17 protein-coding genes are annotated in these 24908 nt (G+C 36.1%); 7 read left to right on the plus strand and 10 right to left on the minus strand.

Annotated features, from left to right (window positions below; translation table 11 throughout):
- Window positions 1-19 precede the first annotated feature (19 nt).
- From IEV85_RS10350 to IEV85_RS10360, 3 genes are all read right to left on the minus strand, one after another.
- The gene (locus tag IEV85_RS10350) at window positions 20-4186 is read right to left on the minus strand and encodes an Ig-like domain-containing protein (protein WP_188462987.1); all 4167 of its coding nucleotides are present in this window, start codon (window positions 4184-4186) and stop codon (window positions 20-22) included.
- A gap of 224 nt (window positions 4187-4410) precedes the next feature.
- On the minus strand, window positions 4411-5163 hold the full coding sequence (locus tag IEV85_RS10355; protein WP_188462989.1) for a LytR/AlgR family response regulator transcription factor: 753 nt from the start codon (window positions 5161-5163) through the stop codon (window positions 4411-4413).
- Window positions 5164-5178: 15 nt separating this feature from the next.
- Window positions 5179-7197: a tetratricopeptide repeat-containing sensor histidine kinase gene (locus tag IEV85_RS10360; RefSeq protein WP_188462991.1), complete on the minus strand. Its 2019-nt coding sequence runs from the start codon at window positions 7195-7197 to the stop codon at window positions 5179-5181.
- A 367-nt stretch (window positions 7198-7564) separates the two neighbouring features.
- Between IEV85_RS10360 and IEV85_RS10365 the strand changes: the two genes are divergently transcribed.
- Window positions 7565-8263, plus strand: coding sequence for an energy transducer TonB (locus tag IEV85_RS10365; protein ID WP_188462994.1), 699 nt, complete (start codon window positions 7565-7567; stop codon window positions 8261-8263).
- 138 nt (window positions 8264-8401) lie between these two features.
- Here IEV85_RS10365 and IEV85_RS10370 read toward each other — a convergent pair whose 3' ends face one another.
- Window positions 8402-8710: a LuxR C-terminal-related transcriptional regulator gene (locus IEV85_RS10370; RefSeq protein WP_188462996.1), complete on the minus strand. Its 309-nt coding sequence runs from the start codon at window positions 8708-8710 to the stop codon at window positions 8402-8404.
- A 259-nt stretch (window positions 8711-8969) separates the two neighbouring features.
- Between IEV85_RS10370 and IEV85_RS10375 the strand changes: the two genes are divergently transcribed.
- Window positions 8970-10940 carry a DUF3352 domain-containing protein gene (locus tag IEV85_RS10375; RefSeq protein ID WP_188462998.1) on the plus strand — a complete coding sequence of 657 codons (1971 nt, stop codon included), beginning with the start codon at window positions 8970-8972 and terminating at the stop codon, window positions 10938-10940.
- A 36-nt stretch (window positions 10941-10976) separates the two neighbouring features.
- Window positions 10977-11471 (plus strand): peptide-methionine (S)-S-oxide reductase, encoded by a 495-nt coding sequence (locus IEV85_RS10380; RefSeq protein ID WP_188463000.1) that lies wholly within the window; start codon window positions 10977-10979, stop codon window positions 11469-11471.
- Window positions 11472-12597: 1126 nt separating this feature from the next.
- Here IEV85_RS10380 and IEV85_RS10385 read toward each other — a convergent pair.
- Window positions 12598-13605 (minus strand): transglutaminase domain-containing protein, encoded by a 1008-nt coding sequence (locus IEV85_RS10385; protein ID WP_188463002.1) that lies wholly within the window; start codon window positions 13603-13605, stop codon window positions 12598-12600.
- A 17-nt stretch (window positions 13606-13622) separates the two neighbouring features.
- Entirely contained in the window at window positions 13623-14354 is a 732-nt protein-coding gene (locus tag IEV85_RS10390; RefSeq protein ID WP_188463004.1) for a carboxypeptidase-like regulatory domain-containing protein, read from the minus strand.
- Window positions 14355-14555: 201 nt separating this feature from the next.
- Between IEV85_RS10390 and IEV85_RS10395 the strand changes: the two genes are divergently transcribed.
- Together IEV85_RS10395 and IEV85_RS10400 are read left to right on the plus strand one after the other, a co-directional pair.
- Window positions 14556-15341 (plus strand): glucosaminidase domain-containing protein, encoded by a 786-nt coding sequence (locus IEV85_RS10395; protein WP_188463006.1) that lies wholly within the window; start codon window positions 14556-14558, stop codon window positions 15339-15341.
- Complete coding sequence (locus tag IEV85_RS10400; RefSeq protein WP_188463008.1) at window positions 15298-16419, plus strand: polysaccharide deacetylase family protein; 1122 nt, start codon at window positions 15298-15300, stop codon at window positions 16417-16419. Before IEV85_RS10395 ends, IEV85_RS10400 begins: the two co-directional genes overlap by 44 nt.
- 19 nt (window positions 16420-16438) lie before the next feature.
- Here IEV85_RS10400 and IEV85_RS10405 read toward each other — a convergent pair whose 3' ends face one another.
- Both IEV85_RS10405 and IEV85_RS10410 read right to left on the minus strand, forming a co-directional pair.
- The gene (locus IEV85_RS10405) at window positions 16439-17194 is read right to left on the minus strand and encodes a LytR/AlgR family response regulator transcription factor (RefSeq protein ID WP_188463011.1); all 756 of its coding nucleotides are present in this window, start codon (window positions 17192-17194) and stop codon (window positions 16439-16441) included.
- The gene (locus IEV85_RS10410) at window positions 17194-18219 is read right to left on the minus strand and encodes a histidine kinase (protein WP_188463013.1); all 1026 of its coding nucleotides are present in this window, start codon (window positions 18217-18219) and stop codon (window positions 17194-17196) included. Before IEV85_RS10410 ends, IEV85_RS10405 begins: the two co-directional genes overlap by 1 nt.
- Window positions 18220-18421: 202 nt before the next feature.
- On the opposite strand from IEV85_RS10410, the gene IEV85_RS10415 reads away from it, so the two are divergent.
- Complete coding sequence (locus IEV85_RS10415; RefSeq protein WP_188463014.1) at window positions 18422-19321, plus strand: DUF6268 family outer membrane beta-barrel protein; 900 nt, start codon at window positions 18422-18424, stop codon at window positions 19319-19321.
- 729 nt (window positions 19322-20050) lie between these two features.
- Here the strand turns inward: IEV85_RS10415 and IEV85_RS10420 are convergent.
- On the minus strand, window positions 20051-20701 hold the full coding sequence (locus IEV85_RS10420) for a hypothetical protein (protein WP_188463015.1): 651 nt from the start codon (window positions 20699-20701) through the stop codon (window positions 20051-20053).
- Between the two features lie 122 nt (window positions 20702-20823).
- Between IEV85_RS10420 and IEV85_RS10425 the strand changes: the two genes are divergently transcribed.
- Complete coding sequence (locus IEV85_RS10425; RefSeq protein ID WP_188463017.1) at window positions 20824-22560, plus strand: alkaline phosphatase D family protein; 1737 nt, start codon at window positions 20824-20826, stop codon at window positions 22558-22560.
- Between the two features lie 54 nt (window positions 22561-22614).
- On the opposite strand, the gene IEV85_RS10430 is transcribed toward IEV85_RS10425, so the two are convergent.
- Window positions 22615-24645 (minus strand): HYR domain-containing protein, encoded by a 2031-nt coding sequence (locus IEV85_RS10430; protein ID WP_188463019.1) that lies wholly within the window; start codon window positions 24643-24645, stop codon window positions 22615-22617.
- Between the last annotated feature and the right edge of the window lie 263 nt (window positions 24646-24908).

Consider the following 24908-nt stretch of genomic DNA (forward strand, 5'->3'; position numbering starts at 1 on the left):
TTGTAAAATGCTTATATGATTAGCGTACCAGCTTAATAATACCAGTATTCTTACCATTAATTAGCAGCGGACTACCATCCTGAAAGCTGCCTTTAATCACCCATATATAAGCCCCTTGTGGCTGCTCTTTACCCTCACTTGTTCCATCCCATCCTGATTGGAAAAGTTCGGTTACGCTTTGCGAGATAAATACGGAATTACCATCTCTATCAAATATTTGAAATAGAATTGTTGCTACATTTCCTCCGCCACGTAAAATAAAGCGATCGTTAGTTTGGTCATTATTTGGTGTAAATAAGGTAGGCAGGAATATATTATTGGATATTATCTGAAAAGTCTGGGATATTTCTTCAGCGGGAAGGAATATATCATTTCCGGCCTGACTGGCAGTAACTGTAACAGAACCAGGACCTTCTATAATAATAGTGCCATCAACCAATGAAGCTACTCCTGATGAAGGTTCTGTAGCCATCGAAAAAATAACAGGCAAACCTGATTCACCTCCAGTAGCCCGGAGTATTACAGGATCCTCTCCTACTTTTTTATCTGGTATGGGCTCAAATATAATGTTCTGAGCTACCTTTCCAAAAGTTACTATGGCTGTGCCAGAATTGCTATTTCCACTATTATCAGTAACAGTTAGAGTTACTGTAATTGATTCAGCCTTAGGGGTATCAAAATTTGATACATCCAAAGTTCGGCTTGCTATTGCGCAATTATCAGTGCTGCCATTATCTATGTCAGCCGGAGTGATAGTGGCCTTCCCGTTAACATCCAGAGGCACGGTAATATCTTGAGTACTAACTGTAGGTGAAATATTGTCTTCTACAGTAACTATTGCTATACAAGAGCCCACATTGCCATTATTATCAGTAATTGTAAGTGTAACATTGTTATCACCCAAATGGCTGCAATTAAGAGAAGTAATGTTTATTGAGCGCGAAGCAATCCCAAAGTTATCTGAAGAACCATTATCAAGCTGATTTGCCTGAATTGTAGCGGCACCATTAGCATCTAATTGTACAGTAATGTTCTGGCAGATGACTTGATCAACCTTGCTGTCATAAGCTATACTAAATGTGGCAGCCTGTTGATTGTCATTGCCTGCAGCATCCCGGGCGACTGCTGCCGGAATATCAACTGTTATCATTCCATCAGTGGTAGGAATAATATTAATGGTGAAAACAATATTGTCAGAGGTGGAAAAATTTGTAGCATTTCCATTTCCAACATTTATATCGCTTAATATGAAATCCACTACTTCTTCGCTAAAAGTGATGGTGACAGGAATAGGATTCTGGTTTGTTGAAATATTTAAGCTACTGGTTATTGCTACTGCAGGGTCTGCACTATCGTACAGTATGCTAAACTGTATTGCTGCAGTATTCCCGTTGGTAGCATCATCCTGTGCTACATTAGCAGGTACATTAATTGTCACAGTGCCATCTGCTACTGGCTCAATGCCGGCTGTATAAACCAAATCACTTACCGAAACAAAATTAGAGACTGTAGCATTACTTAAAGTAATATCTCCTGCAGCAAAACCCGTTACTGCTTCCGAAAAAGTAAAAGTGGCCATAAATGGGGCATTAGTTAGACTACCAGTGCTGCTGGTAATAGTAACAGTTGGTGGAGTAAAATCTGCTTCTACCTTGAATTGCGTAGCTGCAAGATTTCCATTTCCAGCGGCATCTTCAGCTACATCACCTTTCACATCAATCGTAATTGTACCATCCGTGGTGGGCATAATATCAGCTGTGTAAACTAAAGCGCTGGTTGCTTTAAAGTTGGATGCAGATGCATTACTCAAAGTAATATCTCCTGCGCTAAAGCCAGTTACTGCTTCTGAGAAGGTAAAAGTAGTAGTAAACGCTCCATTAGTAGTATTAACAACGGAGCTTGTAATAAGCACTCCTGGCGGGGAGACATCAGCATTTATACTCAACTGAGTTGCCTCAGTATTATCTGTTCCACCCGCATCCTGAGCCACGGTCTCAGCTATGTCAATCGTCACTGCTCCATCAGTAGCCGGAGTAATCAAAGCGGTATAAATACTGGCACTAGTAGAAGCAAAAGCACTGGCTGTACCATTTCCTACAGTAATATCCCCTAATTCAAAACCAGTTACTGCTTCTGAAAAAGTGATAGTAATGGTAAATGCACCATTAACGGGCTCAGTGGCTCCACTTGAAATAACTACAGAAGGAGCCACTGCGTTGGAAACTACAGTGGTAATGTTATCAGTATCGCTGTAGATATTATCATTTATCGCAAGGGTAAATATGGTAGTTTCAGATATAGCTCCCCTGTTTTCTGTAGGGCTGAAAACCAATGCCCTAAGGCTGCTTTGCAAACTGGCGGCATCCGTGCTGGCCAGTGTGTAAGGTCCTGTACCAGTTAATCCTGCACCAGTCAATATGCCTTTGGCATTATCATCTAAGGTAATGGTGGCAGAAACATTATCGCCATTGGGGTCCTGAACGGTGATAGTTGAAAATGGGCTAATGGTGGTCGTATCGTTCACTGTTTGGTTAGCTACTGCATTGGTGATTACGGGGGCAGCCAGAGAATATTCACTGATTTCCCTGTTTCCACTTTGTCCAAGTACAAACATTTTAGTACCGTCATTATTGAAGGCAAGTGTCGTTGGAATATTTTCTTCAGAAGCCACTGAAAAACGCTCTGCATCTCCAGCGTAATTTGCAGTGGATACATCGAATGGGGTCAAGAGCATGTATTCATTAATCTCTTTATTTTGCATACCTAATACAAACATTTTTGTACCATCAGTATTGAAGGCCAAAGATGTAGGATCGTTCACCTGTGCTGATACAGAAAAGCGCTCTGTATCTCCAGCAAATACGGCAGTGGACACATCAAATCCGGTAGACAGATGGTATTCATTAATATCATCTCCATCAGCCCCCATTACAAACATTTTTGTACCATCAGGATTAAAAGCCAGTGACCTGGTGTTCGTTTCCTGTGCTGATACTAAAAAAGCCTCTCCGTCACCAGCATATATAGCTGTAGAGACATCAAAAGCATTGGATAAGTTATATTCATTGACTTTGCTCCCTAATACAAACATCCTGGTTCCATCTTTATTAAAAGCAAGTGATCTCGGTGTGGTTTCTTCTGCAACTAAAAAACTTTCTCCGATTCCGTCATAAACTGCAGTGGAAATGTCAAATGCTACAGAAAGCGTGTATTGCTTAATAGACCTTTGATCAGCTCCCAATACAAACATTATTGTACCATTAGTATTAAATGCCAGTGAAGAAGGCGAAGCCTCATTATTTATCATCAACCTATCTTCATCGCCAGCAAAAATGGCATTAGATACATCGAAAGCTCCTGATATGGTATTGACAAAATTAGTTTTGGTATGTGTTCTGGAACAGCCATCCAGGTCTCTTACTGTCAAACTCACATCAAAAACGCCCTGCGTGGCATAGGTATGAGTAGGGTTTACTGAACTAGAAGTACTGCCATCTCCAAAATCCCACGACCAAGTGAGAGGTGGTGATTCAAATCTTGTATCATGAGTAAACGAATAAGTAGCCCCTGTATGACTCGCTGTAAAATTAACATCTGGTCCAACCACCTGAACAAAGTTTGTCTTAGTTATACTATTTGTGCAACCAAGGGAACTGGTCACTGTTAAAGTGACAGTATAACGTCTTGGTTTTTCATAAATATGTAAAGGATTTTGAACTGTAGATGTACTTCCATCTCCAAAATCCCACAGCCAATCAGTAATAGTACCTGGGCCGGTAATTGTTGACTCATCGATAAAGTTCACCGATAAGGGACCGCACCCATAGGGAAAGACTTCACTTGCTTTAAAGTCAACTGTAGTAACGCCAATATTCACCGATCTGAAAATTTCATCGGAGTCACCATTAATTGTGTCCTGAACAAAGAGATGCACATTAAAACTACCTGTGGAGTTATAAGTATGAATTGGATTTTTACTAGTCGATGTAGATCCATCTCCAAAATTCCATAACCAGATATCGGGATTTTCTGATAAATCAGTAAAAAATACTGTATGAGGCAATTCACATCCAATTGATGGATTTTCCGTAAAGCCAGCTTTTACCGGTGGTCGTTGACCATATACCGTATTAGGAATAAAGTAAAACGATATTAAAATAAATAAAATCAAAAATATTCTTTTCACATGCATTATTAAACATAATTATTTATCAATTGACTTTTAAATTCAAGTCACAATCAGACATTGAATTAACTTCTCAAAAAAATTAACTTAGATATTTTTAAATCATATTTTGTTAAAAGACTAAATGAACCACTAAGAAAGTTTATAAGGGAATAAATTATTTCATTTTTGGCGTGGATAACCAATATATGGCGCAGAAAGTAATTTTAATGAGGTTTTATCTTTTAAACAACATGAATGCTGTTGAGGAATGATTGTTTATATGATCTACCTACTGGCACATTGAAATTGCCCACAAGCACCTCATTTTTTGAAAGATTTACTTGAGAGATCTCTTCTTTATTAATAATGAACGATCGATGAACCCTTAAGAAGACCTGATTATCTTTTAGTTCATCTTCCAGTTTTTGTAAAGACATTCTGACTTCAATAATTTCTTTGGATAAGTAAATCAGGCACAACTTATCTTTTGCTTCAATATATAAAATATCGCTTAATATAATTTTAATTAGCCTTCCTTTACTTTTCAAAAACAGCATACCTTTTTCAAGGCTATCTTTAGCCTCTTCAGGGTACTCATTTTGGGAATTAGCGGTTTTTATTTTAGAAAATTTATAGACTGCCAGCTCAATAGCTGCTTGTAAAGTTTCCTTATCATATGGTTTAATGATATAGGCATAAGGATCTGTCAATTTAGCTGTTTCAAAGGTTTCTTTATCTCTGTAGGAAGTGATAAAGATGACAGGAATTGCTTTTTTATTGTTAAGATGCTCTACTATTTGAATGCCACTAAGGTCTCCTGCCAAGTGAATATCCACCAGCAACAAATCAGGCTTTGTTGCAGCAATTAAATTAAGTGCCTGTGTTGAGCTTGCCGCTGTTCCTGCCAGTTCATATCCCATTTCATCCAAATACATTTCTAATCTATTAGTATGGATAAAATCATCTTCAATAATAAAAACTTTTACTTTAGACATTTATAAGTGATGAGTTTAGCCAGCTTGAGCATATCTGGTAGGTATTTTAATAGAAAACACACTACCCTGGTTTATATTACTTTCAATTTCAATAGTTCCATGATTCATCAGAACAAAGTCTTTCACCAGAATAAGACCAAGACCTGTTCCCTTTTCTTCATTTGTACCTGAGGTAATCTTAGAGTCATCCAAAACAAACAGCTTATTGAGCTTTTCTTCTTCTATTCCTGTACCATTGTCTACAACATTTATTTCAACCATTTCCTTACTGCTTGTTGCTGACAAGTTTACAGAACCACCACTATAGGTAAACTTAATGCTATTGCTAATCAGGTTCCTAAAAATAGTACTTAATGTTTCTTTATCAGCATGAACATGGAGTTCTCTTGGTATATCTACTTTTAGTTGAATATCTTTTGCCGCTGCCATATCTTTAAAATACTGCAAGCTTTCATCTACTAAAGATTTCAATGCTAATCGCTGAGGGTTATAAGGCATTGCTCCTTCCTGGCTTAAAGCCCACTTTAATAAGTTATCAAGTAATACATTTACTTTCATTGCAGAATCTTCAATCTGCAAAGCTATTTTATTCAGATTCTCTATATTTCCTTTTTTAATATTGTAGTTCAGTAATCCTGAGATTCCCTGAAGTGCAGTAAGTGGCCCGCGAAGGTCATGTGCTATGATGCCAAAAAATCTATTTTTAGTGGCATTTAGCTGGGTTAATTGTTCCTTCTGCCTGACCAAAGCTTTATTATTTTTATTTTTCTGTTGGTAAGCCCGAAGAAGTAAGCCTGCTAATATCAACAATACTAAAGAACCTATTATAAATAAAGTTACAATTTGATTTTTCTGTGCAATAATGGCTAATTGTTGTTCTTTTTCAGATTTTAACAATGTATTCTCAGCTTCTTTTTTAACAGTTTGATATTTTGTTTCCATGTCGGAAATCAATGTTTCTTTTGTTTTATTAAAAAGGGAGTCTTTTAAAGCAGTATAATCAATATGGTAAACCAAAGCCTGCTTATATTTACCGAAGGACTGATAGATTTGCGAAAGCGTAAGGTAAAGGTCCAATTGTTTTTTGCGGTTACCTATTGCTTTCGCCATCTTCATACTTTCCTCCGCAAAAGTAATAGCCTTTTCAAAATCACCTGCTTTAGTGTATACAAGTGCAAGTTCTTCAGAAGTATGAGCTATTCCTGCACGATTATTCAAACGTTTTTTTATCTCCAGAGATTGATATAAATATTTAAGAGCTTCTTCTAATTTATTTTGTGCACTATAAAGTTCTCCCAGGTTATTATAGCTGATTGCTAAACCATAATCATCCTCTGTCTCTTTTTCAAGTGCAATTACTTGCATTCTATACTCCAATGCTTTTTCAAAATCTCCTCTCTTTCGATAGATAATTTCAATGCTATTCAGCGCCATAGAGATATTGGTTAAGTCATTTGCTAATTGCGCCTCTTCTAATGCCTGATAATAATACTCTAAAGCTTTATCATAATCTTTCTTATATCTGTAAACTTCACCAATGGAACTGAGGGTGTTTGATGTTACTTCTCCTTCCAATGAATTCTTTATTTCGAGAGTTTTTAATAAGTAATCCAGTGAAGCAGGATAGTCACCTTTTCTCATATAAATATTACCAATATTGTGGAGAATAGAAGCCTCTCCATTTAGGTTTTTAGTTTCTAAAAATATAGCTCTTGCTTTTTCATATAAACTGAGTGCCAAATCATATTTACCTGTACTGGCATAAACAGAGCCCAAATCTTCATAGCTTCCTGCTAATGGGTTTTGATATCCTTTTTCAGTAGCATAGGAGATAGCTTTTTCTCCGTATAATATGGCATCTTCAACATTTATGGAGCGACTGTAATAACATAGATCCCTGAGCACTTTCACCTTTTCTTCTGCTGAAACTGCTGGCAAAATTGATTTAAGGCTATCAACCAGCGCACGGTTTTGAGTTAGTCCGGGAACAGAGAAACAAAGAAAATAAGCTATAATAATGAAGTGTTTTTTCATAAAGGCTTAAAAATTAGGAACTGCCTTCAAAGATATGGATTAATTTTTAAGGAAGCCGCGAAGATCAATCTGTCCGATTACTTGAATTTCCCTAATTAGTAAAAATCAGATAAAAGATGAAATAGTAAGATTACGATATTCTAAATTAGAAATTACTGATAGCAGAACCATTACGTTGAAGGTATTTGCAAATATTGAAGTACAGCACGCTTTTAATGACAAATGTCAGCAAATAACATGATTCACCCACCAAATAGCCTTAAACACACATATTCCTATTAAAATGGTAAAATTTTTTCTTCGGTTTTCGTAAACATTAATAAGTTTCGAATGATCGAGGCTTCATGAAATTTAAATATAAATAATCATGGAACTTAAGAAAAACCCACATGTAGATGTATACCGATTGAAGAGTATATTTTTCAATATCGGGTTAGTGATATCAATCTCATCTGTATTCGCTATTTTTCAGTTCAAAGTATATGATAATACGAATGTGGTTGATCTCGGTGTAATGGATGACAGACTTGAAGAAGTAATGGATATACCCCTTACTACCCAGCCACCTCCCCCTCCCCCAAAGATACAATTACCGGAAATTGTGGAAGTGGCTAATGAAGAACTGATTATTGAAGATATTGATCTGGAGCTGGATTTAGAAATGACTGAAAATACAACCATTGAACCCAGCGTTTATCAGGAACCTTTACTGGATGAACCTGAAGAGGAGAAAGCAGATGAAATATTTAGTGTAGTTGAAGTACAAGCAGAGCCTGTAGGTGGTGTAGGAGCTTTTTATGAATACGTAGCTTCACAACTAAAAGATAATTACCCTCATCAGGCAGAGGAAATGAATATACAAGGTATTGTTTACGTCCAGTTTGTTGTAGAAAAAGACGGCTCCATTACCGATGTGCAGGCAGTTAAAGGTATTGGAGGTGGTTGTGATGAATTAGCCATCAAGGTAGTCAGGAACTCCCCAAAATGGAATCCTGGCAGACAAAGAGGCAAAGCTGTCCGTAGCAGAAAAGTAGTTCCAATCAGGTTTAAATTAGTAATGAGGTAGAAATAAATACAACTTTCTTAAAATCTAAACCTATGATTTTTATTATAATGTATCATTCTGGTTAAACCTGGAATTCTTTCTTTAACAACATTAAAAACTCCCTACAATGTAGAGTTTTTAATGTTGTTATTGTCATTTTCAGATTACATCAAATGCTAATGCATAATTATATATATCTGGAAAGGTATGTGCATTGAGCTTTCTGTTAATGTTTTTCCTATGCTGTTCAACTGTCTTTCTACTGATACAAAGTTTCTGTGCTATTTCCGCATTGGTATGGTTATGCACTACCAAATTAAATATTTGCCGTTCTCGTTCAGTCAATGATTCAAATTCTACATTATGGGCGCTTTTGAAAGCTTCCTGTGATATTATCCTTTTCAACTTGTGAGGAGAATAATGTTCAAAGCTTAAGCTTTGAGCAGAAGTAGGTTTCTTGGATTGCATTGTGGTCAGGTTATAAGGTTAATAATTCGTTCTCCTTCAATTTCAATTGAAAATTTGAAATGTCAAATACCTACTTATAGGTATATTTAATACATATGTATGAAATATTGTAAGTAAACTTTACATTCTTTTTTAACTCAATCCTTTCTCATACTTTTAGATTTACTTCTTGCGTTATCTAGCTAAAATCAATGAGCAATCTTTTAAAGCCCGCAAATCTTTCTTAATTTTTGGCTCCTAAATTTTAGCAATACCATTTATGAAAAAAATCATCATTGTAGTTTCTATCCTATTAGTTTTGGCCATTGCCGCCTATGTGTATTTTTTTCATCTACAACCTGTCAAAAAGAATAACCCTATGATGGCCGTTCCGGCCGATGCAAGCCTGATTATTCAGATGGAAGATCCTTTTGAGCAATGGTCGGTTATCACTAATAATCAAATCTGGAACTACTTAAAAACGGATCCGTATTTTGCGGAGCTGGGACATGAAATGGACAGCATGAACCAAGAGATGAAGGGAAATGAGATGCTTTGGGAAATGATTATTGGCCGGCCAATGGTTATTTCCATCCATCAAACCAGAAAAGAAGAATATGATTACTTATACACTATTGATTTACAACGTGCCACTCAATTTAATTTCATTAAAAATTATATTGATGATTTGAGCGATGACATCAGCAAAATCTATACACGGGATTATCATGAAAAGGAAATTATTGAATTCTCTTTTGAAGGAGATCCTACCACTTATTATTTGAGTATTCATGAAAACCTGCTGATGGTTTCGTCTACTCATACTATCATTGAAAATGCCATTGATCAGCTAGCGGAACCGATTCTTATCCGTGACCTGGACTTTATTGACGTAAGCAGGGAAATAGAGGGTAGCGGAATCAAAATGTATCTCAATTATGCTCCTATGGCAAAATTAATGCAACAATGGATGGATGCAGGGGAAGAAGACAGTTTTACCATGTTGAAACCACTGAAATACAGTGGCATGTCATTAGAAGCTACGGATAAAATCTTTTCAAGCATAGGATACTCCAGCGTAAGTAAAGAAAAACCGAATATTCTTACTGCTTTAATGAACTCCGGTGAGGGAGATGTAGCCGTGGGAACAATAGTACCTGACAATGCCTCCTATTTTATGAGTCTCGGTTTCAATGATGCCAATACTTTTTACAAAGAGATGGAGAAAGTACTGGTCGTGGATGAAGATGGTGAGGATTATATAGATAGTAAAAGTAAAATTGAAAAATTCCTGAAAATTTCCATTGAAGATGATTTTTTAAGTTGGATGGATAATGAAATAGCGCTAATTCAGCTAAATTCAAACAGCGATAAAAATAAGGTGGAAATGGCAGTAGCTATAAAACATTCTGGAAGGGATGATGCTACTGAGCGACTGGCCTATATTGAACAGCAGATTAAAAAAAGAACACCCGTAAAATTTAAAGGTATTAGTTATAAAGGTTATAATATACATTATCTCTCTATTAAAGGTTTCTTTAAGTTGTTATTCGGTAAAGCTTTTGCAGATATTGATAAGCCCTATTATACCATTATGGAAGATTACGTGGTATTTAGTAACTCCCCCAGAACCTTAGGGAAAATTATTACGGCAGTTGAAGAAAAAACTGTGCTTGATGCCACAGAAGAATATGCCCTTTTTATGGAGGATTTCGGATATGAATCAAATCTATTTATTTATCTGCGTGCAGAAGAAATGTTAAGTGATGCAAAAAGGTTACTGGATGAGGCCTCCTGGAAAGACCTTTTAACGCATGAGGAATATATAAGGAGTTTCCCTATGGTGGGTCTGCAATTTACAACTGATGGAAAGCTCTTAAGACATCAGCTTCAAATGAATTACCTTAATCACCAGCAAATGAAAGACTGGGAAAACCTTGTGGCCCAACATAGCTTTAAGGTGAATGAAGTGGTGATTAATGATCCGGAAGAAGAAACTGAAGACGATGTTATCTCCATTGATAATATTTTACCGGAAGACTTAAATAGCAAAACTTTTTCCGAAACCTACGGAAACGGGCAGTTGAAATTTGAAGTTTCGTTAAAGGATGGACTGAAGCATGGAAGGTATTACCAATATGATAGTTTGGGAAATATGGTAGTTAAGGGAAGATATAAAAACGATGAAAAGTCTGGCACATGGAGATTTTATGATGAAGAAGGAGAGCTGTTAAAGAAAGAGAAGTTCTAATATAAAGGTGATTCGTGAGACAGGAACTGCATTTGCATGGACAAAATAATTAAAATAGGCTTTGGTGGCGGTTGTCATTGGTGCACAGAAGCTATATTTCAGTCCTTAAAAGGTGTATTAGAAGTGAAGCAGGGATGGATTAACTCAGATGCACCAAACAATAATTTTTCTGAAGCAGTAATTGTTCGTTTTAATAAGAAAGTAATCACTCAAAGGATGCTGGTCAGTATTCATCTGCATACGCACAGTTGCACTTCCGCTCACGCTATGAGGAATAAATACCGGTCAGCAGTGTATACTTTTTCTGAGGAACAGAGAAAGAAAGTAACTACTGACCTGACACAGCTACAGAATGATTTTGTGAATCCCATTATCACCGAAGCTATTCCTTTCCGGAATTTCAAATTAAACAAGCAAACCTTTCTCAACTATTACTATAAAAATCCTGAAAAGCCTTTTTGTCAAACATACATCACTCCTAAACTTAGGATACTAATGAATAAGTATAGGAATGTGGTTAAGGAAGTATGAAAAATTTTCATGTTCTAAATGCATCCTTATGGGAATCAGTTCATTTCAACAGCATATTGAAATAACGTCTTTTTAATAGAATTGCCTTTGGTATAAACCGACAATTAAACAGTTATTGCCGGGCACAAAGCAATCTTTTCTATTATTCTAGAAAATTCAGGTAATGAAATTTCATTGAAAAGATTCCTGATAATTTTTTCTGTTGCTCTCCAAAATTTCGGGGATGACGATAATTGCCTGTTTTTGTGGTGGTGACAAGCATTTAGTACTTGCTTATTTAGGTCTTTTTTTCCACTGGTCTGCGGATTACAGTCCAGCAAAAAGGGGAAGGTCTGTGAGCCACAGACCTTGGTTTTTCTGTTCATTTGTGTAATAAGATAGTTTTTTTTTTACTCAAATTACAATTAGCACGTCATTCCCTTACAGAAGGGAATCTGTCCATTTCAACAGCATGTTGAAATAACGTCTTTATTTATAGAATTGGCTTTGCTATAAACCGACAATTAAACAGTTATTGCCAGGCACGAAGCAATCTTTTCTATTATTCTAGAAAATTCAGGTAATGAAATTTCATTGAAAAGATCCCTGATAATTTTTTCCGTTGCTCTCCAAAAATTTCGGGGATGACGATAATTGCCTGCTTTTGTGGTGGTAACAAGCATTTAGTGCTTGCTTATTTAGGTCTTTTTTTCCACTGGTCTGCGGATTATAGTCCAGCAAAAAGGGGAAGATCTGTGAGCCACAGACCTTTGTTTTGAATCTTGATGGAAAGAAAAATGCCAATCAGCTGGTTATTGCGAGGTACGAAGCAATCTTAGTAATTAAGTATCACCTAAAATTAAATGGTTATTGCGAGCGCAGCGCGGCAATCTTTTTGTCCCAGGTACTCTGTGTAATAAGATAGTTTTTTTACTCAAATTACAATTAGAACGTCATTCCCTTGCAGAAGGGAATCTGTCCATTTCAACAGCATGTTGAAATAACGTCCTTTTTGTAGAATCGGCTTATGCTATAAACCTGAGTTAAATTCTTAATTTATTTCAAAGTCTGTCAGAGCGTTTCCGATTTGGAGAGGAAGGGACGCCATTTTATTAACCGAACTCGGGTTAAGAATAAGTATTATAAATCATTTAACAGCAATTTTATAGGTAAACAAATAGTCTGCTCCATTCATTATGTGCACCAGGTAACTCCCTTTACTTTTAAATATGTACTCAACTGAAAGTAGACCATCTGCATTTACAGAAACCTCAGGTGAAATATTTGTATACTTACCAGCAAAGTAGATTTGTAGCTTCAAATCTTTAATTTCTTCATTAGCTACACTCTTAAAAACAAAATGCTTTGGCTGATTTTTTTCAGCGAAAGCCAGAAATGTCTCAGGCATAATTGGTTTTACCTTTTGCTGAATTGCGCCTTTATATACAAGGGGGGCTTTCATAAACGAAGCTAAGGATGGCTTAATTTTAAGATACAGCTTTGAGGTATCTAAGGGATAATGGTTTAAGACAAACATTGATGGATCTGTTAGAAAATAAGCTTCACTAAAAGTAGAAATAAATGCTTTTTGCTGAGGATCAACCGATCCGCTGGACCAGGTAGCATCGCATAAATACCATTTTTTATTTATTTTAACTGTATTCCATGAATGATTAGCTACGGGCTCTCCTCCAATATTTGCTTGGGCAGTGCGCCCATACCCATCGACTATTTCACATTCAATACCTGCATAATAAGCTAATTCCCGGATAAGATATGCATAGCCGGAACATACAGTTGTGTAGTCATTACGAAGCCTATCAAATACCTTAACTCTAAACTCTCGGTTCCACCTAGCTAATTTTTCTGGCTGATGAAGTAACTTCTCTCTCTTACTTTTATTTTTCTCGTAATAACTATAATCGTTACTGATATTGTTACACACCCAACTGAATATGGCTCTGAATTGCTCTTTTTCTGTAGATAAAGATGCTGTCAATTTATGAGAAAGTAATCTTAAATCATCTAATGAATGTCCCTTATATAAAGAAGCTATACTATCAGGACGTCTAAAATCGGAGGAGTCAATATATTGAGCAATGCAGACTGTTGCTGAAAACCAATTAATCATTAGTAAGGTGAATATTATTTTCACTATTCAAACGCTATAATTTAAAACCAATTTTTCACTTTTTGCCATATGCCTTTCATACCAACAGTTTCTTCACTGTATATTTCATTAAAAGCAACTTCTCCCATAATTTCTATATCCATCACTAGTACAAGTTCAATTACTTCTTCCTCTGATCTTTGAGGTACTTTATATTCTAACCGCTTAAAACCGATAAAGTAAATAAGTAATACATCACCGGCTTGAAGTGGCTTTGGAAACTCAAAGTATCCATTTATGTCCGCAATAACTCCTATATTAGTACCTTTCAATAATATATTAGCACCTGGTAATGTCTCACCATATTCATCTTTTATAATTCCTCTAACAAGATGAGATTGCTTAGCTATAACAGTATCTTTATCAACTTCCTCAGTTTTCAATGAATTAACATTTTCTATAACTGTTTTAGTTGTTATTTTTTTAGCTAAAACTGGTTTTGTTATTAACATTAGTATCAGAGCAATAGTCGTAGCTCTAAAAAGTTTAGCACCTGTTATAATGGTGGGGGCATTCAATTGATTATAGTTTTTCAATTGATCAGGAAGAAATTTACCACATGTTTTTGCCGTATTATCTTTAAAAAAATTGATAATCTCCAGTTCATTCATTCTTGTAAAATCTATTACATTTTTATTGCAAGAACTACAAAAATGCCCCTCTTCAGATGGCTTGAAATTCTCCCATTTTTCTGTACAGGGTTGTGCTACTGATATAGAAAATTGCTTTTTCATAAGTATTTTCTTTTAATGATGCAGTATGTAGTCGGATTCCACAAATGAAACATCTATTTTTCTATAATTAATATATAGGAAAAAAAGCAGAACACGAAATTTAATGTCTTTTGTGCATTAATTTGTTATAAGGGTATAGCTATCACAACCTCACGCCATGTAATTTGAAACTTTTCCCCATTTTTACGTTATATGTCCTGCATGATTAAAAAGATTTCATTTTACTGGATACTTGCTACTTCAATTAGTGCTTGCTCCGATCCTGTTAAAGTACTGCAACCTGAAACTATTACCATTTATCATATCGATGAAATAGTTTCGGTTCAAGACACTTTAGTAAAGCCAATTTTATATAAGAACATCCCTCCTTTTGAAGGATTGCCCGTTGAAAAATCAAAAGAGAGATTTATTTCATCTATTCTGCCTGCAGTTTTAATCGCTAAACATCACCTGAAAATTGACAGACAAAAGGTTGAAGCTTTAATAGATAAAAATGAATGGTCTCCTGAGGATTCTTCCTTTTTTAATCAACAAATGGAGAAATTTAAGGCAAAAGATCATGAAAACCTGCTCCTCAAAATGGAAACCCACCCTAATAGCATAACGCTGGCACAAGCAGCGGTAGAAAGTGGATGGGGCTCTTCAAGATTCTTTAGAGAAGCTAATAATTTGTTTGGCATTTGGGCTTATAAAGCTGATGAACCAAGGATTCCGGCTAACCATAATAATGTATATTTGAGAAAGTATGATGACATATCACAATCTATTGAGGACTATTTTGTTACTTTAGGGAGAGCCCGCCCCTACCGGCAGTTCAGGCAAACAAAATATTATACAGATGATATTCATGAGCTTCTACCCCATTTAAAGTATTACTCTGAAAGAGGAATGGCCTATGTTGCTCAACTCAAAACAATTATAAGGCAAAATGACTTGACTAAATATGACAATTATCAACTGGACCCAACTTATTTTATTGAAGAATAAACGCTTGTTATTTAAACTTGTATTTCTAAGCTCTTTCTTAGCTTTATTTATCGCCTGTAGTTCCAAAGCAGAGAAGCAACAGGCAGATAAAGAGCCAATAGCTACTAATAAAGAAGTAGTGAGTTTTGTATATCATCGTTTTGGTGATAGCCGCTACCCTTCCACCAATATCTCCCTCGCAGATTTTGAAGCTCATTTGAACTACCTTAAAGAGAACGGATACCAGGTGTTAACTTTTTCTGATGCTATTGATTACCTTCACTCTTCCAAAGAAGCAAAAAAAACCGCAGTTATTACTATTGATGATGGCTATCAAAGCTTTTACGAAAATGGCCTTCCTCTACTTCTAAAATATGATTTCCCGGCTACATTATTTATCAATACTGAAAGTATAGGAGGCGCTGATTATATGGATTGGAAGTCTATAAAATCGAGCGAGAATAATGGGATAGAAATTGGAAACCACACCCACTCCCATGCCTATTTCCTTAATATGTCATCAGAAGAAAGGTATAAAGAGTTTGAAAATGAAATTTCAAAAACTCAACAATTAATTGAGAAGAATACCGGGAAGGCTCCTGAAACTTTTGCCTATCCATACGGGGAATTAGATGAAAAAATGGTACAAATTGTATCTGACGCTGGCTTTAAAGCTGCCGCTGCACAAAATTCAGGAGTTATTTATTCCGGAACTGATTTAATGCAGTGTCCACGCTTTCCTATGTCTGAATCTTATGCTGCTTTAGATAAATTTGTTTCTAAGGCCAAAATGAAAGCATTACCAGTTATCAATAGAAACCCTTCCTCGTTTTTACTAACTGATGAAGTATTACAACCAAAGCTTACCCTAAAAGTTGATAGCTTTCCTATATCACTCCAACAAATGCAATGCTTTATACAAGGGACGGAATGCCATTTGGAAACTAAAAACTTGCCCGATGGTACAGTTGAAATAACCATGAGTCCTCAATCAGCTATTAATCAAAGAAGAAGAACTTTGTACACGCTTACAGTGCCAGATAAAGATGGTAAGTGGTACTGGTTTAGCCAGTTATGGATTAATCCTTCCATTCATTAACCCCCTATTTGCAATAAAATCATTTACTCATAAGGTTTTTGTATACCACATTTGTTAAAAGCTCTTCTCTCCTATGTCTGGAAATAGGCAACTCTTTATCCTGAATAAAAATACGCCCACCAGAAATAATATCAATTTTTGACAGGTTAATTAAGTAAGATCGGTGAATTCGAAAAAACATCTCTTTTGGAAGTAAATCCTCCAATGAAACCATTGTTTGGTGAATGGTCAGCACCTTGCCACTCAAAAAGAGTTTCGCATAATTTTGCATACTTTCTATATAGAGAACATCATTTAATAGTACTCTATGAAAAGCATCTCCCTGCCTTATATACATATGTGCGGGCACATCTGCTGTGGCTTTTTCTACTTCTACTAAGGAAGATCGGAATAAGCCCTGAGCCTTAGAAACTGCCTGAAAGAACCTCTGGAAACTAATAGGTTTCATTAAATAATCTACCACATGCAAACGAAACCCCTCAAGTGCATATTCAGAATAAGCAGTTGTTATAATGGTTAAAGGTGGCTTTTCTAATGATTCAAGAAATTCCATACCAGAGAGATGAGGCATATTTATATCTAAAAACATCAAATCAATCTCCTGAGTCTTTAAAATTTTAGCAGCCTCAATGGCTGAAGAACAAGTTGCTACCACTTTAAGGGTATCCATTTTATTGATGTAATTAACAATTCCCCGTATTGCTATTGCTTCATCATCAACTACCAGGCATTTAAGTTGTATAGAATCGGCTTTCTTTACTAAGATATCTTCCATCAGGCAGTAATTTGTAAATTGATATGATAACGGTTCTCTGTCTCCACTATGTCAAGACTGTATTTTGAATGATAAAGAATTTCAAGTCTTTCTCTAATATTTTTAAGTCCTAACCCTGCAGAATCGCTAGACTGAAGCGGAGCCTCATGCTTAGAGTTTTCCACTTCTAGTTTCAACATGTTCCCTTGCTGCTTAAAATGTATAGTGATAAATCCAGGCTCAGATTCACTTTTTGTTGCATATTTAAAAGCGTTTTCAATGAAAACAATAAATAACAGCGCAGGAATTTCCATTTTTCCATTTTCAACTTCCCATGAACAACGGGTAGTCAATTTGCCGCTCCAGCGAAACTCCTCAATAGAGATAAAATCTTTTATAAATTGAATATCCTGCTCCAGTCTAACAATCTTTTTGCTTCCTTCATATAGTTGATACCGCAATATTTCTGAATACTTAAGCAACAGAGAAGAAGATTTTTCCACATCCTCCTGCATTAAGATATGAATATGGTTTAATACATTAAACATAAAGTGAGGGGTTACCTGATGCTGAAGTGTGCGTAGCTGATATTCTAAAATTACTTTTTGAGATCGAATATATTCTAATAGAAAGCGTAATCCACAAATGCATAGATTAATAAAAACTCCGGATGAAAAAAATATGGAAGCAATAGTAAAAGGCTCCAATGCAATTGAAAAATATTCTGATTTTGGAAAAAAACCTTCCTGTTCCAATAAATGAAAAAGAAAAAGATAAGTCAGTAAAATAATTCCGTTAAGCAATGAGAATAAGAAAAACTGAAGGACAAATCGACTTATCTTTTTTAGCCTCATTGCTCTTAATAACAAATCACGGCTTAAATAGGTGGCTATAGGATAAATACTTACTACCAAAAGCAATGAGAACAACCCGGCTTCAGTCACGCTATTGGTTTGAGCTATCACCTGCACAAAAAAAACAAAGAACATTATTATCCAATACATCAATATGATGTAGGATTCTCTTTTTAATAAGTCATTTTTCACATTTTTTTATTTAGAATTTGTCTGGCAGATATGTTTTTACAAAATCTGATTCCCATTTCCAGCTCAAAATTAAAGCTTCTACATCAATAAGCTATGTCATTAGTCAAAGGCAAATGTTCATTGGTCAAAAACATTTACATAATAGAAATCAAAAGGTCAATTTTGACTGAAGAAGCAAAAACAAACCCTAAATCAGAACAAAATGAAAAAGCTACTCATTATAATTTTAGTAATCTCTTATTCAGATGTGATGGCACAGATTACTTTGAAAACAGAATATTTTGGCAAATCAAGCTACAGAGTGGGAAAAAATGATGACAGTAATAAAGTGGGAAACAGCGAAGGTTCAGCATTAGTGTATCAGGCAGGTATAAATTTACCTATATCAGTTAAACAAGAGCTTGATAAAAAACCTACCGTGTGGGGAGTAGCTGCACAGGCTGCACATGTATCTTTAGACAACAGAAACTTTACTGAAGACCTCGTTCTTGATGAGATCACGAATGTAAGCCTAAACATTTACCACCTGAGACCTTTGAATGAAAAATGGTCTATGATGGCCAGCTTAGGAGCAGGAATTTTTTCTTCAGAAAGTAATTTCTCACAAATCTCATCAAGTACAGTATTAGGGAACGTGGCTGCTCTGTTTATTCATCACCTAAAACCAAATCTTGACCTTGGAATCGGTTTGGCTTTTAACAATTCATTCGGATATCCTATGGCTTTCCCTGCCCTGTACTTGAAATGGGCTAAAGAAGGAAAATACAGCTTGAATGTTTCATTACTTCAGGGGTTGGATGTCTCAGTAAAGTATGAACTAAATAAGCTGATCAATATCAATTATATCATCGGAGTTGATGGTCAGGCAGCATTTTTTGAAGAGGATAACCAGGATAAAATGTTTACCCATCAATATATTGTAACAGGAATTCAGCCTGAAATTAAGCTTGGTAAAAATGTTACAATACCTTTCACAGCAGGTATAAATACGATGAGGACAGCACAAAAAGATGATCGCAAACTTGAGAGCATGTTTAGAGAGACCTACTATTATTTTCAAGTTTCTCCATATTTTTCTGCAGGGATTAATTATAACTTTTAAAACAAAAAAGGTGCATCCGCTAATGCACCTTTTTTGTTCTACAATGCCCTGAAATAACCCGGCAAGGGCTGGAAGACAGGGAGCTCGTGGGATGGCAGCGGGTTCACCAGAGTATGGCTAGAGATGGAATATGGAAGGTTCAAAACCTCGTAGAGGTGGTATGATGGCAATATATGAACTCATCATACTTTAAAGTCCTGTAAGGACGACATTATACTGACGCTTCTACCTTCCAACTTTAAATGTCATCCCGATGGGATTAAGAAATGTTATCACATTAATTGCTACCATAGTTTCGTCCTGCTGGGACTGATGCCTTTGAAGCACTTTGATGCACTATGATCAGGTTTTGTGATATCATATTCAAGTAAACTAGGAATATGAAATGCATCGTGAGACACGAAGCATGGCTAGAGGTGGAATGTGGAGGGTTCAAAACCTCGTAGAGGTGGTATTATGGTAATAATGAACTTACCATAATTTAAAGTCTTGTAAGGACGACATTATACTGATACTTCTACCTTCCAACTTTAAATGTCATCCCGATGGGATTGAGAAATGCTATCACATTAATTGCTAACATGATTTCGTCCCGATGGGACTGCTACTGCTGATAGCTCTTATAAGGATATACTAAATTGAGATTCTGTGACATGATATGTAAGCAAGCTAATAGCAACTGAAATGAGGCTATCATGAAATTTTACCTCTGATTTGAGACAGCCTCTTTTAATTTACTGAAAGTGCATTTTTCCTTGCCTCTGCCCTTTCCAAAACAGTCTTTCTCTTCTCTCCTTTCAAAAAGTGATTCAGCTTTTGTAAATCATCAAATTCTGTAATCTTATAGATAGCAGTCCTCGCATTCATATCGATACTTTTTTCTGATTTCAGATCATTATCATTTGCAGTAGTGGTTTTTACGGGTTTATTAACCTTCTGGGAATTGTTTCTCCCTTCTTTTGATTTCGCTATAGAAGATCTGTTCTTCACTAACTTCTCCTCTATTTGGTTGTTAGATGGGGCTTCCTTTTCAGCAAAAGTCTTTTTCGAAGGCTTCACTGTGCTTTTAGCTTTGTCAACTGTTTCTGCATTGTCAATTTTAGATACTTTCTTAAGCTTTTTCTTTTCCTTATTTAACACTTGCACTTTTTCGACTTGCTTAAGTATCTTTTTATTTGATGCTTTTTTGTTGACCAACTTCAGTAATTTACTTACAGACTTACTTATCGCCTCACCTACTTTTTTTATTTTCTTATCGATAGACATATTCTTAAAATCAGATGTGTATTGCTTTATAACTTTTCGTTTAATATAGTTATAAATAATTGTATATAAATACTTTATACTCAAAAGAACTCGTAGGGTTTGTACTTTTAACATCCTATCCTACCCTTTATAATAATTTAACAGTAATTAACTTAAGCATAAATAAGGCTTAACACCTCATGAATAGCAGGGATTTATCTTTAGGCATCAATCCAACTCTATTAATTTATTTACTGATGACTGAAAATAAAGTACTAAAAAAGATCAGCAGAAGAAGCTTTCTAAGAAATTCGGTTGTGGCAGCCGCTGGCGTAACCATCCTACCTTCTTTACTAACAGGTTGCAAAGAAGATGATACGGCCAATTTTGTTGCAGAGGGAGAATTTGGCTTTCTCCATGGCGTAGCTAGTTTCGATCCTTCTCAGGACAAAGTGATTCTTTGGTCACGATATACTAAAGCCTCAAATGAAAGCGGACAACCTTCTATTATTCTTGATGTTGCTATTGATGCTTCGTTCAAAAGCGTGGTAGCCAGCGAAACTGTTATTATTGATGTTCAAAGTGATAATACCATTAATGTAGATGTAAGTAACCTTCAGTCTAATACAAAATATTATTATCGTTTTAGAAATGAAGTCACTCAAGCTGTCTCAATAACAGGCGAAACAAAAACGCTTCCTGCCGCTGGCGAAAAAAATGAGGTGAAAATGGCTATTGTCTCTTGTGCCAATTTCCAGTCAGGGCTATTCAATGTGTATGGTGCAGTTGCTGAGTCTGAAGCGGATGTAGTAGTACATTTGGGAGACTATATCTATGAATATGGTGAAGGAGGATATGGAACAAACCCTTTAACAGCATCTTTAAACAGAGCTCACCAACCAGCCGGAGAAATAATAACCGTAGATGAATACCGGGAAAGATACAGACAGTACAGAAGTGATACCCAGTTACAAAAGGCGCATCAGTTAAAGCCTTTCATATGCGTTTGGGATGACCATGAAATCACTAATGATGCTTATACAGATGGTGCTGAAAACCATGATGCTGGTGAAGGCAGTTTTGAAGAACGTAAAATGAGTGCTATTCAGGTGTGGCATGAGTACTTACCTGCCAGAGTGAATGATAATGCTAAAATTTACAGAAGTTTTGAGATAGCCGGGATGGTTAATCTGATGATGCTTGATACCAGGCTTATAGGAAGAAATAAGCAATTAAATTACACAGACTACTTTACAGCCTCCGGACTTGATACTGAGAAATTCGTAAGTGATTGGCAAAACCCTGCAAGAACACTCCTGGGAACAGAGCAACGTAACTGGTTAATTAGCCAGTTAAGCAGTAGCTCAGCTCAATGGAATGTTTTAGGTAGTCAGGTATTGATGGGAAAAATTTTCATTCCAACTGAATTACTATTGCTTACTGCACAAATAACCAGCGAAGGTGCAACACCAGCCTTACTTCAACAATACAATACTATAGTTACTGAGCTTTCAACTATTAAAGTTAGAATTTTACAAGGTGATTCTACTGTAACAACCGAAGAAAGGGCACGCGTTGAAACTGTTTTGCCTTATAATTTAGATGCCTGGGATGGCTACCCTGTTGAAAGAGAAACAATCTATGCTGCGGCAAAAGGTAAGAAATTAATATCTGTGGCCGGTGACACTCATAATGCCTGGCATAATCAGCTAGCCGATAGTCAGGGTGAAAAAGTAGGTACAGAGTTTGCCACTGCATCAGTTTCTTCTCCGGGTTTTGAAGCTATCTTTGGCTCAGATGATGCTGTAATTAAAGGTTTTGAACAAGCTAACACTTTATTAGTAGATGATTTGCTTTATACTGATGCTAAAAGCCGTGGTTTTGTCTTAGTCACATTTAACCAATCAAAAGCTGAAGCAGATTACAGATATATTTCAACACTTTCAGTGGAAAATACTACAACAGTAAGTGGAAAAGTAGCTATTGAAAGTTAACACTAATAGAAACAGCCTTACTTAAACCTGCTTTTCATTTTGGAAAGCAGGTTTTTATTTTATTAACTCCAGGAAGCCCTTTTGTTCAAAGGTTGAAGACTCTGAATCTAATTTGATTAAATAATAATAAGTGCCTGATGGAACAATATCACCTCTGTAAGTTCCATCCCAAATTACCTGACCGTTATTTGAGGCAGTTGCTTTAAAAACCTCACTTCCCCATCTGTCAATTATACGAATATGTACGCTTTTAAACCTGGATATCCCTTCTATAATCCATTCATCGTTATAATTATCATTGTTAGGTGTTACAATTTTTTGAACTTCCAATTTAAACTCTTCTTCTACTACAATTACCTGAAATGAGCAGCTTACAGTTTCATCAAAATCATTGTTTAGTGTATAAACAACTTCTGTTGTACCTATCTCAAAAATGTCACCTGGTTCATGTGAACTTGTCAGCTCTGCTGAACCACAGCTAATTATAGCCTGGGGGACTTCCCATTCTACTTTAGCAACTCCTTCCGAATTGGCCTTCACTTTAATAGTAGTCGGACATTTTGATATTGAAGGTTTTATAGCATTCTCCACAATCACGTTAAAACTGCAGGTGGATAAGTTCCCCACATCATCCTTTGCAGTATAAGTAACTTCTGTGGTACCTATTGCGAAAACATCTCCCGGTTGATAATTACTTGTTAAAGTAAAATCAGTACAGGTATTTACTAAAACAGGAGCTTCCCATGAAACAGATTTTTCACACTCGTTATTTGCTGAAACGGTGATGTTCTTAGGGCAATTATTAGTGTTTAATACCGGAACTTCTGAAACCACTACCTTAAACTTACAGGTAGCAGTAAGTCCGGAATTGTCCTCAGCAGAATAAGTCACTTCTGTTACTCCCAAGGGAAAAACGTCACCTGGATCATGCGATGCTTCTACCATTATATCCTCATCGCAATTATCAGTTAAATCAGGGATTTGCCAACTAGCAGTTACTTCACACCCTTCATTTCTCTCAATATATATATCATCAGGACAATTGGAGAAAACAGGTGCTGTTTCATCAATAACGGTAATAGTAAAAGAACAAGTAGCTATATTTTCATCTTCATCAAAAGCAGTATATACAACTTCAGTGGTTCCAATAGGAAAAATTTCCCCTGGCTCATAGTTAGAAGTTAAACTTAATGAACAGGCTGCTTGTGGAACTTGCCATGTAACCTGCCTGCCACAGGCAGCTCCGGCAGAAACCCTGATATCATTTAAACAACCACTAATAGCCTCGCTTTCCCTTACTTTTACTTGTACATCAAATGAGCATGTTGCCGTATTGCCTGAATTATCTGTAGAAGTATAGGTAACCGTTGTTTTACCTATTGGAAAAATATCTCCGGGAGAAAAATTGCTGGTGAGTGATGCCATTCCACAGTTATCCCTGGCCATGGGTGGTGTCCAGCTGACAGAAGCATTACAAGCTCCGTCTGTATCCACTTTAATTTTTGATTTGTTACAAGTTGTGAATACGGGTTTGCTATTATCAGAAACTGTTACATTAAATGCGCAGATACTTTCATTACCTGCATTATCTCTGGCAGTATAAGTAACCCTTGTCGTTCCAAGCGGGAATTCATCGCCAGGTTGATACGAACTGGTAAATGAAGCTACTCCACATTCATCTGTTGCATAAGGTTCATCCCAATCAACAGATCTTGTACAATTATTACCCACTTGTATATTTATATCAGCAGGACAATCAGTAATCTGTGGTGGAAGATTATCTTCAGTTGATTGAGCGCAGCATATTGATCCGCCTCTTAAGCTTCGCCCTGCCAACACCATAAAACTCCCTATCCGATCACCTTGATATACAGGGTCTTCACAAGAAGTATTAATGGTTTCTGTTGCGATAATTTGATTACCAATTAGCACGATTACACTAACGGTAATTTCCCCTCCTCTAAAAGGTTGATTATTCCTACTATTAACAGTGAATGTGTTGTTGATTAAAAAACCATTGCCAACATTTCCACTGTCATCCGTAACTGAATAGCGTAACCCTATTCCCCATCCTAAATATCTCAATGTTAAACTTGTTAATCCTCCCTCACAGGGGGCACAAGTTTCTGGTTGATCGCACTGGCAAGATTGGCCGTACCCGGAAAACTGCAGGCAAAAACATAGTGTAAAAAGTATAAAAACTTTACAGGTGAAGGTAAAGGCCTTGTGAGATAAAAAAATCATATTAAAAAATATATCAGCAATAAAAGCATGGCCCCTATTCCATACTGACAGTTTAAATTAATTTAAGCACCTTTCCTGACATGAACAAAAAATATCAGAATAAG

The sequence above is a fragment of the Marivirga lumbricoides genome (assembly GCF_014636295.1).
Taxonomy (GTDB): domain Bacteria; phylum Bacteroidota; class Bacteroidia; order Cytophagales; family Cyclobacteriaceae; genus Marivirga; species Marivirga lumbricoides.